General features: G+C 39.9%; 12 protein-coding genes. 11 read left to right on the top strand and 1 reads right to left on the bottom strand.

Annotation, left to right across the window (positions count from 1 at the left end):
* The 10 genes from WBJ10_RS01935 to WBJ10_RS01980 all read left to right on the top strand — a co-directional run.
* On the top strand, positions 1–1,118 hold a 1,118-nt coding region (locus tag WBJ10_RS01935), incomplete at its 5' end, for an acyl-CoA thioester hydrolase/BAAT C-terminal domain-containing protein (protein WP_424287863.1).
* A 57-nt stretch (positions 1,119–1,175) separates the two neighbouring features.
* Entirely contained in the window at positions 1,176–2,360 is a 1,185-nt protein-coding gene (locus WBJ10_RS01940) for an alpha/beta hydrolase family protein (protein WP_424287864.1), read from the top strand.
* A 222-nt stretch (positions 2,361–2,582) separates the two neighbouring features.
* Positions 2,583–5,714, top strand: coding sequence for a SusC/RagA family TonB-linked outer membrane protein (locus tag WBJ10_RS01945; protein ID WP_424287865.1), 3,132 nt, complete (start codon positions 2,583–2,585; stop codon positions 5,712–5,714).
* Between the two features lie 51 nt (positions 5,715–5,765).
* Positions 5,766–7,478, top strand: coding sequence for a RagB/SusD family nutrient uptake outer membrane protein (locus WBJ10_RS01950; protein WP_424287866.1), 1,713 nt, complete (start codon positions 5,766–5,768; stop codon positions 7,476–7,478).
* 168 nt (positions 7,479–7,646) lie between these two features.
* Positions 7,647–8,615, top strand: coding sequence for a Gfo/Idh/MocA family protein (locus tag WBJ10_RS01955; RefSeq protein WP_424287867.1), 969 nt, complete (start codon positions 7,647–7,649; stop codon positions 8,613–8,615).
* 100 nt (positions 8,616–8,715) lie between these two features.
* Positions 8,716–10,071 (top strand): Gfo/Idh/MocA family protein, encoded by a 1,356-nt coding sequence (locus WBJ10_RS01960; protein ID WP_424287868.1) that lies wholly within the window; start codon positions 8,716–8,718, stop codon positions 10,069–10,071.
* Between the two features lie 195 nt (positions 10,072–10,266).
* The gene (locus WBJ10_RS01965) at positions 10,267–11,628 is read left to right on the top strand and encodes a putative oxidoreductase C-terminal domain-containing protein (protein WP_424287869.1); all 1,362 of its coding nucleotides are present in this window, start codon (positions 10,267–10,269) and stop codon (positions 11,626–11,628) included.
* A gap of 251 nt (positions 11,629–11,879) precedes the next feature.
* The gene (nagA, locus tag WBJ10_RS01970; RefSeq protein ID WP_424287870.1) at positions 11,880–13,067 is read left to right on the top strand and encodes an N-acetylglucosamine-6-phosphate deacetylase; all 1,188 of its coding nucleotides are present in this window, start codon (positions 11,880–11,882) and stop codon (positions 13,065–13,067) included.
* 29 nt (positions 13,068–13,096) lie between these two features.
* Positions 13,097–13,876 carry a glucosamine-6-phosphate deaminase gene (locus WBJ10_RS01975; protein WP_424287871.1) on the top strand — a complete coding sequence of 260 codons (780 nt, stop codon included), beginning with the start codon at positions 13,097–13,099 and terminating at the stop codon, positions 13,874–13,876.
* A gap of 9 nt (positions 13,877–13,885) precedes the next feature.
* Positions 13,886–15,205: a sugar MFS transporter gene (locus WBJ10_RS01980; RefSeq protein ID WP_424287872.1), complete on the top strand. Its 1,320-nt coding sequence runs from the start codon at positions 13,886–13,888 to the stop codon at positions 15,203–15,205.
* A gap of 657 nt (positions 15,206–15,862) precedes the next feature.
* Here WBJ10_RS01980 and WBJ10_RS01985 read toward each other — a convergent pair.
* Positions 15,863–16,060: a hypothetical protein gene (locus WBJ10_RS01985; RefSeq protein WP_424287873.1), complete on the bottom strand. Its 198-nt coding sequence runs from the start codon at positions 16,058–16,060 to the stop codon at positions 15,863–15,865.
* A gap of 316 nt (positions 16,061–16,376) precedes the next feature.
* Between WBJ10_RS01985 and WBJ10_RS01990 the strand changes: the two genes are divergently transcribed.
* Positions 16,377–16,673 (top strand): winged helix-turn-helix domain-containing protein, encoded by a 297-nt coding sequence (locus WBJ10_RS01990; protein WP_424287874.1) that lies wholly within the window; start codon positions 16,377–16,379, stop codon positions 16,671–16,673.
* Positions 16,674–16,814: the final 141 nt, after the last annotated feature.

A 16,814-nucleotide genomic window follows, 5' to 3' on the forward strand; every position in this document is an offset into this window, starting at 1 on the left:
CGACAGGGGTGATTGGCCAGGATTTGCAAAAAGCTGAAACGGATATTTCTAAAGCTAACTGGAAAGATATTAGTTCTTTTTTTGTACCGCCAACATCGTTTCAAGGAAAATTTGGGAAATACCGTTCTCCATTAAATTTTTATGACGGTCGACAGGTGAAAACACAGGAAGATTGGAAAGAAAGACGTACAGAAATACTGTACCGTTGGACCGAATTGATGGGGAAATGGCCTCCATTTATTAAAAACCAGACAATGGAAGTACTAGAAACTACTCCCAGGGATGGTTACACACAACTTCGCGTACGATTTTCATGGCTACCGAATGAAACGACAGATGGTTATCTTTTACTCCCCGATGGGGGAGGCAAAAAACCGGCAGTTATCACCGTTTTTTATGAACCTGAAAGTGCAATTGGAAATGGAAGATCAACACCAGACCTCGATTTTGCTTTTCAACTTGTAAAAAGGGGATTTATCACACTTTCCATAGGAACCACTGAAGCAACTGAAGCAAAAACATATTCGCTTTACTATCCTAGTCTGGAAAAGGCAACTGTTCAACCCCTGTCTATGTTGGCTTACGCTGCAGCAAACTCCTGGTACCTCCTGTCAAATTTACCCCAGGTCGATTCAACCAGAATTGGGATCATGGGTCTGTCCTTTGGCGGAAAATGGGCAATGTTCGCTTCATGTCTATTTGACAAATTCGCATGCGCAGTGTGGTCGGATCCCGGTATTGTATTTGATGAATCACGGGAAAGTGTGAATTATTGGGAGCCCTGGTATTTAGGCTATACCCCAAAGCCTTGGCGAAAAAGAGGAGAAATCACAAAAGACAATCCTGCAAAGGGTTTGTATCCAAAACTCGTTTCTCAAGGATATGACCTACATGAACTGCATGCACTAATGGCACCAAGACCATTTCTTGTTTCAGGAGGCTCCGAGGATCCACCAGAGCGCTGGGTTCCATTAAATCATGCGATTGCTGTTAATGGCTTATTGGGATACGAAAATCGTGTTGCCATGACAAATCGCCCCACACATCTTCCGGATTCACAATCAAACGAACAAGCTTATTCATTTTTAGAATATTTTTTGAAAAATGAATCGAAGTAGATTTTAAAATAACAAGGTGTGTGATATATAAATCAAACTTTTTAACGGTGATTTGAAATGAAATTTTTAATTAGAATCTTAGTATTGGTTTTATGTGTCCTTCCCATTTCAGTCACTCTAATGGCTCAAATTGATGGCAAGCCAGCACAGGAGCCAGAAATTATTTGGAAAAAAATAGTGCCGTACTTTTCAGCACCTGAAGAGTTTAAAGGTCAATATGGTAAGTATCGTTCGCCACTTAGTTTTTATGACGGGCGTCCGGTAAAAACTTTAACGGACTGGAACAAAAGGCGTAAAGAGATACTCGAAAGATGGAACGGGAAGATGGGCATTTGGCCGGACCTGATAAAAAACCAGAAAATTGAAATCATAGATTCTTCGCGTAGGGATGGTTTTACCCAGTACCGCATAAGATTTTATTGGATGCCGAATGAAAAAACGGATGCCTATCTTTTAATTCCGGATCGTGAAGGGAAAAAACCTGCTGTTGTTACAGTTTATTATGAACCTGAAACAGCTGTTGGATTAGGCAGACTGGACCTCACTGACCGGGATTTCGCGTATCAGTTAGCTAAGAGAGGGTTTGTGACCCTTTCAATAGGGACTTCACGAGCCACCAAAGAAAAATCCTTTTCACTGTTTTACCCTAACCTCAATAATGCTCAGGTGCAGCCGCTTTCGATGCTTGGATATGCAGCTTCCAATGCCTGGCAGGTGCTCTCAGAAATGCCTGAGGTTGATTCGACTCGTATAGGGATTATGGGGCATTCCTTCGGCGGGAAATGGGCGATGTTTGCTTCTTGTCTTTTTGAGAAATTTGCATGTGCAGTGTGGTCTGATGCTGGGATTGTGTTTGATGAATCACGGGAAGATATAAATTATTGGGAGCCCTGGTATTTGGGCTATCATCCGCAACCTTGGCGTAATAGAGGAATGATCACAAAAGAAAATCCCGCAAAAGGGTTGTACGTAAAGCTCGTCTCCGAAGGGTATGACTTGCATGAGTTGCATGCCCTGATGTCGCCACGGCCCTTTTTGATTTCCGGAGGTGCTGAAGATACGCCAAAGCGCTGGATACCGCTCAATCATACGATTGCCGTTAATCGCTTACTGGGATACGAAAATCGTGTTGCGATGACCAATCGATTAACTCATTCTCCAAATCCTGAGTCAAATGAGCAGGTTTATCTGTTTCTTGAATATTTTTTAATGCATAATAAAATTTCTGAAATTGTCCATTAGAAGTTGTATGTTAGAAATCTAGTTGTAATCGAATATTAAAACCAAATAATTAATCCTTAATACTAGTAAAATATGATTCTAAATTTTATAAGCAATGAGCCGCGTCTGAAATATGACGTTGGGAATTCATATTCGTTTAAAACAGGAGTGATGAAATCGGCGGTACTTCTATTAACGGTGTGTTGTTTGCATTTAAAGGTTCTAGCTTTTTCGCAACCCGGAATGATAAGCACTCAAGTAACTGGGCATCCTCAGGAACATGTAAAAAATCATTTTTTTGGCTCAATGCCGGTAACGTACCCGTTCTTAGAGAAAGCTGTAGTCAAAAATCTCGAAAAATTAGAATTGAAAGCAATTGCTTTAGCTGACGGTATAATAAGAGGAAAAGTCAGCGACAAAAATGGGGTTACTTTGCCCGGCGTGACGATAAAACTAGAAGGTGCTTCAACTCAAACTCAAGGTACTGATGCTAATGGTAATTATACCTTTACAAAAGTACCTATCGGACGTTACACAATGAGTTTTACTTATATGGGCTTTGCTAAGGTAACTAAAGAGGTAAGCTCACTTGAAGGCCAAGAAACTCTAATTGATGTAGTACTAATAGAAGAGGCCGGCAGTTTGGATGAAGTAGTTGTCGTTGGCTATGGAACGCAAAAAAAGAGTGACGTAACCGGGTCAACAGCCAGAGTATCGATGGGGGATAAGGAACTTCAGCCAAACACAAATCTTTTGCAAGCCTTATCCGGAGCTTCAGCAGGAATAAATGTTCAAGGCGCCGGCTTAGCTGGTGGAGAACCAAATATTTCAGTAAGGGGCCAGACTTCTCTTTCAGCAAGTGGTAATCCTTTGATCGTTCTTGATGGAATAATTTATAACGGGTCAGTTGCGGATATAAATGTCAGTGATGTTGAATCTATAGATATTCTAAAAGATGCCAGTTCAGCTGCAGTTTACGGATCAAGATCTGCGAATGGTGTAATGCTTATCACTACAAAAAAAGGCAAAACAGAGAAACCAGTGGTTGCTTTTAATATGTATAGTGGTTTGCAGGACATGACAAATAATCCCATGGTAGTGATGAATGCAGACCAGTATGCAGTAAGGCTGGTAGACTATTATTATCAGCAAGATTTGTATAATTGGTACAAGTCAAAACCTACAAGTTCTACAGGGAAACCAGTCCGACCAGATATTAATGATAGAACCGGCGTGGCAAGCAGACTAAGAACGCAGGAAGAGAGAGATAATTACATTGCTGGAAATGAAATTGATTGGGTTGATGAGGTATTACAAAGAGCTCCAATTCAAAACTACAACCTAAGTGTGTCGGGGAAAACCGATAGAAACAATTATTTTGTTTCGGGTTCATATACTGGTGAGGATGGAATTCTACAGAACGATAATTTCAAGCGACTTACATTGCGTTCCAATATCGAGAGTAAGGTTACCGACTGGTTTACTTTAGGATTAATTTCGAGTTACTCGTATCGTGATTTTTCGGGTTTGCAGGCGAGTCTTGGAGACGCGAGGTCAGCTAGTCCTCTAGCCAATAATAAGATTGGTTTAAGTAACTATGATATGTTTCTTACTGGTGAAGCATATATGCCATACCCTTTAAATAATTTATACGTAGACAATAGTGATATCAGAAACAATTTGTTCCTTGTAGGAAGTGCAAAGATAACCGTGCCCTGGGTTAAAGGCTTGAGTTACGAATTAAATTATTCTAACACCTATTCCAATCGTAATAACAATACTTTTTTTCCAGTAACAACACCAAACGGGTCAGGAAATTTAGGTCAGGCAATAAAGAATCCTTCGCAGGATAGAAGTTGGATAGTTAACAACATAGCATCTTATACAAGATCTTTTAGCGATCATCAGGTCAATGCAACCTTGCTATACAGTCGTGAAAAGAGTCACGCAGAAAGCTCAATACTTAATTCACAGGGATTCCCTAATCCAGTTTTAGGATACAATAATATGAGTCTTGGTACCATTGCCACTGTCGGGTCAAATGCATCAGAATCCAATGGTATTTCTTATATGGCTCGGGCTAACTACTCATATAAAAATCGTTACTTATTGACAGCAACAGTTAGAAAAGACGGTTTCTCAGGCTTTGGAGCAAATACGAAGTTTGCAACTTTCCCTTCTGTTTCGTTGGGTTGGGTTGCCTCAGATGAGCCATTTCTTCAAAACCTGAAAGGAGTTTATTTAAAGATGAGAGCATCTTACGGGCAAAATGGTAATCAGGGAATTGGAAGTTATTCAAGTTTCTCCAGAATGGCTACTGATGCATATGTTTTTGGAGCCTCGCCTACTGTCGTTATTTATCCAAGTACCTTGGGAAATAATGACCTGGGTTGGGAAAAGACATCATCATTAAATATCGGTGTTGATTATGGGTTCATAAATAGTAGGATTTCGGGGTCAGTTGATGTATATCAAGCGCAAACTACAGACGTACTGGTTAGCAGGGGAATTCCTCCCACTACAGGATATCCAAGTGTCTGGACAAATATTGGAGCTATCGACAATAAAGGTATTGAATTGAACCTGTCAACTATAAACCTGGAAGGTCGTTTGAATTGGAAAACTGATGTTGTTTTTTCGCTTAACAGAGATAAAATAACCAAACTTTACGGCGGAGAAAACGATAATGATGTAGGTAACTCCTGGTTTGTTGGCCAGCCTATAACCGCTATTTATGACTATCAAATGGATGGAGGCCTATGGTCGGAGCAAGAATTATATAGCGGTAACATCTTGAAAAATTGGTATCCCGGTCAATTTAAATACGTAGATCAAAATAAAGATGGAGTTATTGAGCCTAATTTCGACCGGGCAATTGTAGGGAACCAAGCTCCAAATTATCGGGTGAGTTTAGGTAACACTCTATCTTACAATAACTTTTCCTTTTCCTTCTTTCTTAACTCGATACAAGGAGGAAACGGTTATTATTTAGCAAATAATGCTTCTAATATCAATGCTTCAAGTGCGCCCGCCGGCCGTGAGTCTGCTGGAATTATAAGAAACAATCTTACAGCAGTACGCCCTTATTGGACACCTGATAACGGGGTAAATAATTCTACCGGAATTTATAGTGCACCGGCCGTTTTTAGTGGAATTTATGAAAGCAGGAGTTTTGTCAGATTGCAGGATATTTCTCTGTCATATAGGTTAAGTCCTGCTATTCTTAAATCATTACGAATCGGTAGCGGACAGGTCTATATATCTGGTAAAAATCTTTACACCTGGACTAAGTGGTCAGGCTGGGATCCGGAAACGGGTGTGAGCGATTCGCCAATTATGCGAAACTTTATCGCAGGTTTTAGGCTTTCAATCTAATTTTTACCCACTAGCTGTTTTTTTAATTATAGATTATAAAAATTAAACCAAATGAAAATATATATAAATTTAATTAGCAAAAGGTGTTTGTTACTAGCTGTAGTTTTGCTTTTAATGTTTTCTTCTTGTAAAAAGACTATTCTTGATGAAACTCCTCTTGATTTTCTTGCACCTGAAAATGCCTACAGCACTGTGCCGGGAATTAAACAAGGGATAGGCGGTTTATACGCTTCCGTACGCCAAAATTGGTATTATGGACCTAATGATGCCGTAACTCAGATGTATGGCATTGGAACTGATTTGTCATATTTCGGAGAAGACCCTGCAAGTGCACGATTTTTAACAGATTACTCTACATTTCTAACACCAGCTAATTCTTATTCCAGCATTTTTTGGACGTGGAACTACCAATTGGTACAGAGAGCTAATGTTTTAATTGATGCTATAGAGACCTCAGATGCCTCTATTTGGACTAACAATGCCCAGAAAGAAGCCTATTTGGCTGAAGCGAAATTCTTCAGGGCTTTTGCTTACCGTATTTTGGTTTCATTTTATGGCGATGTTCCCCTGGTAAAGGATGTAGTTAGGTCTGCAAAAACTGATTTTGTAAGAGCTGCTAAATCAGAAATATATAAATTGATGGAAGACGATCTCACTTTTGCAACTTCCAAATTGCCAGTGCCAGGTAAGGAAGAAGCACCGGGAAGAATTAATCAAGGTGCTGCCTGGCATATGCTTAGTGAATTGTATTTGACTGACAGCAAATACCAGTTAGCTGTTGATGCTGCTACCAAAGTAATAGATGGTTTTGGTTATAAGTTGATGACAACACGATTTGGAACAAGACTCGGAAAAGATATTTTAGGCTCAGGTGATGCATATTTTGATCTTTTCGGATATGGAAACCAAAACCTGTCAACAAATACTGAATCTATTTGGGTGATCCAGGTAGAACCATTGGTAACCGGTGGATTATTTGCTGAAGGTGAAAGAGCATTTGGGCCAGCATATTACCGGATGGGAAATACTCCAGACGGTTTCCCTGCATTTCGTGGAGAGTTGGTCAATGGTAAGTATACTGGGCTTTCCGATACACTAGGTAGGCCGGTATCGTGGATACGCCCTACTAATTATGTATCCTATAATATATGGAAAGGTAATTGGAATAATGATATTAGGAATGCAGAGCATAATATTAAAAGAAACTTTTATTATGATAGTCCAGGATCCAAGTTTCATAAGAAAAAAATTGATTTCAGTCTTTATCCGGCAGGATCAAGGGATGCTTTAAGAGATACGACCCAATATATTTATCCATACTTTATGAAATTTGCTGATCCGGTTAATCATTTTACCGATCCTGCAAGGTCTGGTGGTGGACAAAATCATAAAGATCTCTATGCGATACGACTGGCAGTTACTCTACTCGTACGCGCTGAAGCATATGTTCGCTTAAATAATCCTACCGCTGCTGCTATAGATATTAATAAAATTAGAGCCAGAGCAAAAGCAACTCCTGTTTCACCTTCAGATGTCAACCTGGACTATATATTGGATGAAAGAGCCAGAGAGCTTTATGGTGAAGAATGGAGAGTTATCACCTTGCGCCGAATGGGGAAATTTGTAGAAAGAGTCAAGCTTTATAATAATAATCCTAAATTTCCTGGTTTGAATGTTAGGGATTTTAATGCCTTGTACCCTATTCCTCAAAGTCAGATTGATTTAAATATTGATGCTGTAATAAAACAGAATCCTGGGTATTAAACAATGTAGGTATTCCATGTCCAGTGATTGTACAGTATAAAAGAGCTATTGGAACTCTAGACTTTCTAGTGGCACGAGCATATTGGGTTCACCTCAATCAGGGAGTGATTTAAATTAATAATTAAAAAAAAGATTATGAGTAATCAAAATAGGAGAAAATTTATAAGAATGTCTGCAATAGCTGGGGCTGGTTTAAGTATATCCGGCAGTATAAGTTCCCTTTATGCTAAGTCAGGCCCGCTGGCAGGGAAAAGGGTAGGGATAATTGGATTAGACACCTCACATTCAGTGGCGTTTACTAAAACATTAAATGCTAATGATGCTGATGCTGTTTATCAAGGCTATAAAGTAGTAGCCGCTTACCCAAAAGGAAGTAATGATATACCAAGCAGTGTTGAAAGGATACCCGGATACGTTGCAGATGTAAAAAAGATGGGGGTAGAAATAGTAAGCTCCATCGCTGATCTTTTAAAGAAAGTTGATGTTGTTTTATTGGAAACAAACGACGGTCGTTTACATCTTGAACAAGCTTTACAGGTATTTAAGGCAGGCAAGCCAATGTTTATCGATAAGCCTATTGCAGCATCATATGCTGATGCCTCGGCTATCTTTGCAGCCTCGAAGCAATACAATACTCCGGTATTTTCTACCTCATCATTAAGATACATTACAGGTATTTCTGAGATTGGGCAGGGAAAAATAGGTAAGGTTTTGGGTGCTGAAACTTTTAGTCCTGCAAAATTAGAAAAGACCCATCCGGATTTATTCTGGTACGGTATACATGGAGTGGAAATGTTATTTGCCCTAATGGGTACTGGATGTAAAACGGTGACCAGGATAAATACTGATGACACAGATGTTGTAGTGGGCGTATGGAATGACGGAAGGATTGGGAGTTTTAGAGGTACTCGGAGTGGTAAGAATGACTATGGAGCAAGAGTCTTTGGAGAAAAAGGGAATGCGACTTTGGGAGAGTTCAACGGATACAATCCATTACTGGTCCAGATCGTCAAGTTTTTTGAAACAGGGGTAGCACCCGTGAAACCGGAAGAAACATTAGAAATAGCCGCATTTATAGAAGCTGCTGATGAGAGTAAGGCTAAGGGAGGTGCACCGGTAAAAATGAATATCAAATAAGGTTTAAACAGTACAATTTACCTATAATTAAATTACATCCTTTATCCCAAAGTGATGCATTTAAGCAGTCAATTTTTGAAACGAAAATAAAAGCAAAACCATGAAGGAATTAGATGACAAAACCCGCAGAAAATTTATAAAAAATGCGGTTACCGGAGCAGCGGCATTATCGCTTGGAGGGATATTGCCAGGGTTTAGTGCAAAAAGTTATGCAAACATATTAGGTGCCAACGATCGTGTCAGAGTAGCTATGATGGGTGTAAATTCTCGTGGTTTAGCTCTGGCTAATAATTTTTCAATGCAACCAAATTGCGAAGTAACATTTGTATGTGATGTAGATAGCCGTGCTGCTGATAAATGTATCGGCCAGGTGGAAAAGAATCAAAATAAACGTCCTAAAGCCGAGCCGGATTTTAGAAAAGCCCTGGAAAACAGAGATGTGGACGCATTAGTCGTTGCTGCTCCTGACCACTGGCATGCTCCAGCTGCTATATTGGCAGCAAAAGCAGGTAAGCATGTTTATTTAGAAAAACCTTGCAGTCATAACCCAAATGAGGGCGAGCTTCTTTTAGCGGTTAGCGATAAGTACAAGAATGTAATTCAAATGGGGAACCAGCGACGTTCATGGCCAAATGTTGTCGCAGCGATAAAGGAATTGCATGGAGGGGTAATAGGAAGACCTTATTTTGCAAAAACATGGTATGCAAACAATCGCCCATCAATAGGTATAGGGAAAGAAGCAGCTGTGCCGTCCTGGCTAAATTACGACCTGTGGCAAGGCCCAGCACCCCGCACAGCTTTTAAAGACAATATTATTCATTACAACTGGCATTGGTTTTGGAATTGGGGAACGGGAGAAGCATTGAATAATGGAACTCATATGGTGGATATTGCCAGATGGGGTCTTGGCGTTGATTACCCAACAAAGGTAACATCCGCCGGTGGCCGTTACAGATATCAAGATGACTGGCAAACTCCCGATACCCAGGTAATGACGATGGAGTTTGGCAATAAATCCTCAATTACGTGGGAAGGTCGCAGCTGTAATAGCCGTAATGTGGAAGGTGAGAGTGTTGGTGTTATTTTTTATGGTGAAAATGGTAGTCTTCAAATTGATGGGGGAAATAGTTATACAATCCATGACTTAAACAATAAACTGGTTAAAGAAGTGAAAAATGATGTGATAATGGATGCCAGGAGCTTAACTAGTCCATCACAGGCTTTGGATGCTTTGCATATTAACAACTTCTTTAATGCAATCAAGAAAGGTACCAGTTTGAACTCAGATATCTTAAGTGGACATCAGAGTACATTATTGGTTCAGTTGGGTAATATTGCCCAGCGCACAGGAAGTACATTGGATATTGATCCCCAAAATGGCCATATTTTGAACAATAAGGAAGCCATGCAGTATTGGTCGAGAACATATCAAAAAGGCTGGGAGCCAACTGTATAGTTATTTTATCCCGGCAGCTAAATCCATACATTACTGTACTAGAACCATAAGAGTGTGCCGCAACGAATTAGTATGGTGGAAATATGTAAAAGAAGTGCCGGTATATTATTTCCATCTGTTGCTCAAACCTCTTAAATCAATAACATTATGTTTATGTCAGTGAATCATTTTAAATTTATTTTTAAACAAAATAAAATGCTGCTTTCTTTTTGTTTGGTTCTTGTCTTAAATACCGGATGTCAAAATAAAGAGGATAAATCAGAAGAATTCCCTATCAGGTTACTAACCCTGGATCCTGGTCACTTCCATGCAGCATTGGTGCAAAAATCTATGTTTAATGAGATCAGTCCCACTGTACATGTATATACTCCTGAAGGAGCTGAATTAAAAGCCCACTTGAGACTTATTGAAAGTTATAATAATCGTACTGAGCAGCCAACTGCCTGGCAGGAGAAGGTTTATACAGGCTCTGATTACCTGGAAAGGATGGTGAGCGACAAGGCCGGTAATGTTGTTGTAATAGCCGGAAACAATCAGAAGAAATCAGATTATATTCAGCGATCTGTAGAAGCTGGCCTGAACGTCCTGGCAGATAAACCTATGGCTATTGATACCGAGGGGTTTAATGAACTTGTGAAGGCCTTTGCTACCGCCAAAAAAAATAATGTATTGCTGTATGATATTATGACCGAAAGGCATGAGATCAATAGTATCCTGCAAAAGGAATTTGCTCATTTGCCGTCATTTGGTAAGCTTGAAAAGGGAAGTCTGGAAAATCCAGCCGTTACCAAGGAAAGCACTCATCATTTTTTTAAGAATGTTTCAGGCGTACCGCTTGTGAGACCGTCCTGGTTCTTTGATGTAAAACAGCAGGGTGAAGGCATTGTGGATATTACTACTCATTTAGTCGACCTGGTTCAATGGGAATGCTTTCCGAATGAGATCCTCGATTATAAAAAGGATATTCAGATAGTATCTGCAAAAAGATGGCCTACAAAATTAACAGCAGCTCAGTTTGAACAGGTAACACAACAAAAAGAGTATCCCTCATACCTGGCAGCAGATGTTAAAGACGGAATTTTAAATACCTACTCCAATGGTGAAATAAACTACCGGCTAAAAGGGATTCATGCGAAGATCTCGGTTAGATGGAATTTCAAGGCACCTGAGGCCACAGGGGATACACATTTCTCAATAATGCGCGGGACGAACTCGAATGTGATCATCAGGCAGGGTAAAGAGCAGAAATACAAACCTGTCTTATACATTGAGCCTGCAAATCAATCTGCCATGGGAAGGGTTGAAATGGAATTGCAGAAAGATCTGAAAACAATTCAGGCGAAATATCCGGGTGTTGAACTTAAAAAACTTGAAAAAGGATGGGAAGTTATAATCCCTGAGAAATATAAAGTCGGGCACGAAGATCATTTTGCACAGGTAACAAAAAAATATCTGCAATATATTAAGGATCGAAAGCTTCCCGAATGGGAAGTGCCTAATATGATAGCGAAATATTATACAACCACACAGGCAAGGGAAAAAGCTTTAGAACATTAAAAAAAGAGGCTATTCTAAAATAGGATAGACCACACAAGGGGTGAAAGAATGTGGTCGAAAATATGAACAAACCTCTGGAGCAAATTAATAAATCGTGGAAAACCTTTACCAACATTCAGCCGCTCTACAAACAATTTATTAAGGACAACTCTAGCAAGATATATTGATGTCCCCCGAAGAGATATTGGAAATCTCAGACGCAAGAAGCGGTCAAGGTTTAGGAAATTGAAATGAACGGGACTGGATAAATTATGGAAAGAATTCTCAAAATACACAATGGTAAAATTTTAACCCCTTATAGGATTATTCACGGAACAGTGATCGTTGAGGGCGGACGAATAAAGGAAGTAGCGGAAGGGAATATAGATGTACCCGGAGCCAGTGAGATTGATGCCAAAGGTCAATTTATTGCCCCCGGATTTATTGATATTCATGTTCATGGTGGCGGTGGACATGATTTTATGGATGGCACAGAAGAAGCCTTCCTGAAGATCGCTGAAACACATGCCCAGTATGGAACAACTGGTTTGATGCCAACCACATTGACAAGTGAACTGGACGAACTTTATAATACGCTTGAATTATATAAACAGGCTGAAAGAAATAATACTAAGGGCGCTCAGTTTCTTGGGATGCATCTTGAGGGTCCCTATTTCTCATTGAAACAAAGAGGAGCCCAGGACCCGCGGTATATCCGGAATCCTGACCCTAAAGAGTACATGGACATCCTTTCACGCTCATCTGATATTAAAAGATGGAGTGCTGCACCCGAGCTTGACGGAGCTATTGAATTTGGCAATCACATGCGATCAAAAGGCATCCTGGTAGCAATGGCGCATACCGATGCTATCTATGAAGAAGCATTAATAGCATTTGAGGCAGGCTTTACTCTGGCAACACACTTTTATTCCTGTATGTCGGGTGTATCACGTAGAGAATGTTTTAGATATGCCGGAGTGATCGAAACCGCATATCTTCTGGATGAAATGGATGTGGAGATTATCGCAGACGGAGTTCATCTTCCTGCACCATTGTTAAAACTTATTTACAAGATCAAAGGCCCTGATCGTATAGCGCTGATAACAGACTCAATGCGTGCAGCAGGTATGCCTCCCGGCGACAGTATACTGGGAAGCAAGCACAATGGTTTAAAAGTACTGGTCGAAGACGGCGTCGCCAAACTTCCTGATCGTACATCGTTTGCAGGTAGCGTGGCTACTTGCGATCGTCTGGTGCGAACTATGATTAATCTGGCAGATGTTCCTTTGCTGGAGGCAGTTAAAATGGCATCGCAGACTCCTGCCAATATATTAGGAATAGGTAATACCAAAGGTTCGCTTATATCAGGCAAAGATGCAGACATAGTAATATTTGATGAAAATATAAATGTCAACACCACCATCGTTCAGGGACGCGTCATTTACAAGAAGGTAGACTAGCACAACTAAAAGCTATTAAAACAGCAATCATGAGAGAGATTAATAAGGATAAATTAAACGTAAAAGTCTATAACGGAAGGCCGGAATTAGGTACTGCAGCCGCTGAAATTCTATCAGCAAAAATTACAGGATTGCTTCAGGAAAAGGAATACATTAATATCATATTTGCTTCTGCTCCATCCCAGAATGAGTTTTTAGCAGAACTGCAAAAAAAGGACATACAATGGGCTCGCATTAATGCCTTTCATATGGATGAATATGTGGGGTTAGATAAAGATGCTCCTCAGGGATTTGGAAATTTTCTTAAAGACAGACTGTTCAGGCACGTTAGCTGCCGCGAGGTTCATTACCTTAACGGTAATGCGGCGGATTTACAGAAAGAGTGTAAGAGGTATTCAGACCTTTTAATAAGATATCCTACAGATATTGTATGTTTAGGGATTGGAGAGAATACCCACCTAGCCTTTAACGATCCTCATGTTGCAGACTTTAGGGATCCAGATATTGTAAAGGTTGTTGACCTTGATCAGGATTGCCGCACTCAGCAAGTGAATGATGGTTGTTTTAAAACGATAGACGAAGTTCCCAAACTGGCTTTAACCATTACGATACCAGCCTTGTTCAAATCTTCTTACGTTTATGCTATTGTACCCGGAAAATTTAAAGCAAATGCGATCAACCAAACATTGAGCAGTGAGATTAGCGAAAAGTATCCTTCAACAATCCTCAGAAGGCATGAACATGCAGTCCTATTTATTGATGAGGATAGTGCCTCGACATTAGGCACCGGTAAACTATGCATCCTTTAAATTTTCAATATGAAAAAAACCATCACTGTAACAGCAGGTTCGTTAAGTAAGCGGGATACCTTAACCGGCATGATAATCATTGCCTTTATGTTTTTTATGTTTGGATTTACTTCCTGGATAAATGCTATACTAATCCCGTATTTTAAAATTTCTTTTGAATTGTCACATGTTGAATCGTACCTGGTTACATTCGCTTTCTATATTTCCTATTTGCTTTTTTCTGTACCAGCCTCCTTTTTGTTGAAAAAAGTGGGATTTAAAAAGGGGATGATGATTGGATTCTGGGTGATGTCGGTCGGAGCATTTTTGTTTGTGCCTGCTGCGATTTCAATGACCTATGGGCTTTTCCTGCTTGGACTGTTTTCTATTGGCGCCGGGCTTGCCTTACTTCAGTCTGCTGCCAATCCATATATTACAATTTTGGGCCCTCAAGAGCGTGCCGCTCAGCGTTTCAGTATTATGGGTATCTGTAATAAGGGTGCGGGCATACTTGCGCCCTTATTATTTGCAGCTGTTATTTTTAAAGCTACAGATAGTGTGATGCTTGATAATCTCAGGTTAATGTCATCTGATGAAAGGACCGCTGTTTTACATGAACTAATTCAAAGGGTGATCATTCCTTATGCGTGTGTAGGTGCTTTCTTGTTTCTAATTGGACTGTTTATCCGCTATTCGCCGCTTCCGGAAATTGATACAGAGCATGAAAGCGAAGAAGTAGCTCAGGCAAATTCTTCTAAGACAAGCATTTTGCAATTTCCTCATCTTGTACTTGGGGCCATAGCAATATTTCTTCATGTCGGGACCCAGGTTATCTCTATTGATACGGTAATCAGCTATGCTGCTACCATGAACCTTAACCTTATCGAAGCAAAGGTCTTCCCATCCTATACACTTACAGCGCAAATCTGTGCCTACTTCGTTGGAATATTTTTCATTCCGAAATTCTTTAGTCAGTTGACTGCCCTCAAGGTTAGTACCGTTCTTGGAATCATCCTAACCTTGCTGATTATTTTCGCAAAAGGAGATGTTACGTTTCTGGGACATACTGCTGATATCTCTATTTGGTTTGTAGTAATGCTCGGATTAGCCAACTCTTTAGTTTGGGCAGGGTTATGGCCTCTCGCACTCGATGGACTGGGCAGATTTACTAAGATCGGAGCTTCCCTCTTGGTAATGGGTCTCGCAGGTAACGCCATACTGCCTTTAGTATATGGATATTTTGTTGATATATGGGATGCCCGAAATGCTTACTGGGTATTATTCCCTTGTTATATGTACTTGGTATTCTATGCATTCAAAGGTTACAGTTTAAGAAGTTGGAGGTCATAGATTATTGGAGAATAAATACCGGGATTAAATATGATTCTATATAGGATAGTGTTAGATCAATAACAATTAAGTACCGCAGGAAAGATTTTAACCATGCTTTCCAAATTTTGACGAGTAAGACACTGGAACTTAGTAAACAAGCAGTGCTGTCCGGTTAAAACTAAATTCTTAATTAATTCCAAGTCTAGATACTTAATTGATAGTCTACTAGGTGATTTGCAAAAAGAAGCTATCAATCAATAACGAACAATAATACCAGATTTGCAATGCTTTGAAATTCATCGTTAAATTCTGACCAAGGTGGTCAAAAAATGGCTTCGGTATGTTTGAGGATCTGGCTTTCGCCAGAATGACAAGGCGTTTTTTTTAATAATGGTGGAGATCCCTGCCTACCGGTTCCGTTTACTTCCCCGAGCCCACTCTATTTACTAGACTAATGTTTTTCATTCTTTGTCATTTAAGATAAGTTATAAATCTGAATAGAACTTTAAGGGTTGTTTTGAAACGGTTATTCAATTCTTTTATCTCTTTCTAGAGTTTTTAAACTTTCAGCCAAAAACAGATATAAGCCTTCTATAGCAAATGGATTATCCTATAGATTACAATAAACAGAATATCGTTTTTATCAGCAAATTGTTGAAGGTTTTATTGCAATTCTTATTTTTCATGACTGGCATTCACCTTTTTACCTTCCGGAGAAGTTTCCCTTAGTTTGAATTTTATACCGTCAGGGATATTCTCCCATAGTTTCCTTTCGTTCCGGCCGGCATCTTTGTCAGCTATAGACGAGGGCTTTGGAGATGGCTTCGATTCATTTTTAATGTCCCGATTGGCAAATACTAGTCCGCTCAGCACAAGCAGCGGTAAGATCAGCAGATAGATAGCTTTTTTCAGACTATGTTGTTAACGTTCTTGATTGCCATGAGGCCAGTGTTGCCTATGGATTTGCGATATCCGGAATTAGAAAGGATGATATTGTGCTGTACTTGTAGAGGAAGAGTGCAACCCACCGCATGCTACAGGGATTAACATTAAACTTAAATCGGTCAACACATATACTTCAAAGAAGAAATACTTTCTGGGAAGCTTGCCATTATTAGCATTTGTTGGATTTGTTTTTTTAAGATCTAATAAGACGCGAAGAACTTTACCTGACGGTCGGGATACTAGTATGTTTACTTTGGGCAAGGGCTTTTTCGATGCGAAGAATCGGAAGCTCATCATAAATGGAAAGACCGTAAACCTGGCCGGAACTGAAACCCGTCTACTGCTCATTTTCGCGTCATCCCCTAACGAGACTATCGAGAGAAGCCGGCTGCAAAAAGAGATATGGGAAGATGAAGGCGTTATTGTGCGACGTAGTCTGGATATGTTCATATCAAAACTTAGAAAGAAACTGGAATTTGATCCGAATTTCAAAATTACTGTGATACGTGGTAAAGGATATAGGCTTGAAATTAGTTCTTAGGAAATTCTCCCGGCGAAAGGATCTTAAAAAACCGCGCTACAGCATCGTTGAGCCTAAGCCGGATCAGAAAGCAGCTGTCACAATCTGGATTTAAGGCATCTGAATAAGTGGCTTCAACGCGTTCTTCAATCGATTTAATCC

The organism is Daejeonella sp. (assembly GCF_049655485.1).
Taxonomy (GTDB): domain Bacteria; phylum Bacteroidota; class Bacteroidia; order Sphingobacteriales; family Sphingobacteriaceae; genus Daejeonella.

Bases quoted from the DNA above. Each gene is read 5' to 3' on its own strand.
- WBJ10_RS01940 (WP_424287864.1), top strand. From the start codon at position 1,176: ATGAAATTTTTAATTAGAATCTTAGTATTGGTTTTATGTGTCCTTCCC.
- WBJ10_RS01945 (WP_424287865.1), top strand. From the start codon at position 2,583: ATGATAAGCACTCAAGTAACTGGGCATCCTCAGGAACATGTAAAAAAT.
- WBJ10_RS01950 (WP_424287866.1), top strand. From the start codon at position 5,766: ATGAAAATATATATAAATTTAATTAGCAAAAGGTGTTTGTTACTAGCT.
- WBJ10_RS01955 (WP_424287867.1), top strand. From the start codon at position 7,647: ATGTCTGCAATAGCTGGGGCTGGTTTAAGTATATCCGGCAGTATAAGT.
- WBJ10_RS01960 (WP_424287868.1), top strand. From the start codon at position 8,716: ATGAAGGAATTAGATGACAAAACCCGCAGAAAATTTATAAAAAATGCG.
- WBJ10_RS01965 (WP_424287869.1), top strand. From the start codon at position 10,267: ATGCTGCTTTCTTTTTGTTTGGTTCTTGTCTTAAATACCGGATGTCAA.
- nagA (WP_424287870.1), top strand. From the start codon at position 11,880: ATGGAAAGAATTCTCAAAATACACAATGGTAAAATTTTAACCCCTTAT.
- WBJ10_RS01975 (WP_424287871.1), top strand. From the start codon at position 13,097: ATGAGAGAGATTAATAAGGATAAATTAAACGTAAAAGTCTATAACGGA.
- WBJ10_RS01980 (WP_424287872.1), top strand. From the start codon at position 13,886: ATGAAAAAAACCATCACTGTAACAGCAGGTTCGTTAAGTAAGCGGGAT.
- WBJ10_RS01990 (WP_424287874.1), top strand. From the start codon at position 16,377: ATGTTTACTTTGGGCAAGGGCTTTTTCGATGCGAAGAATCGGAAGCTC.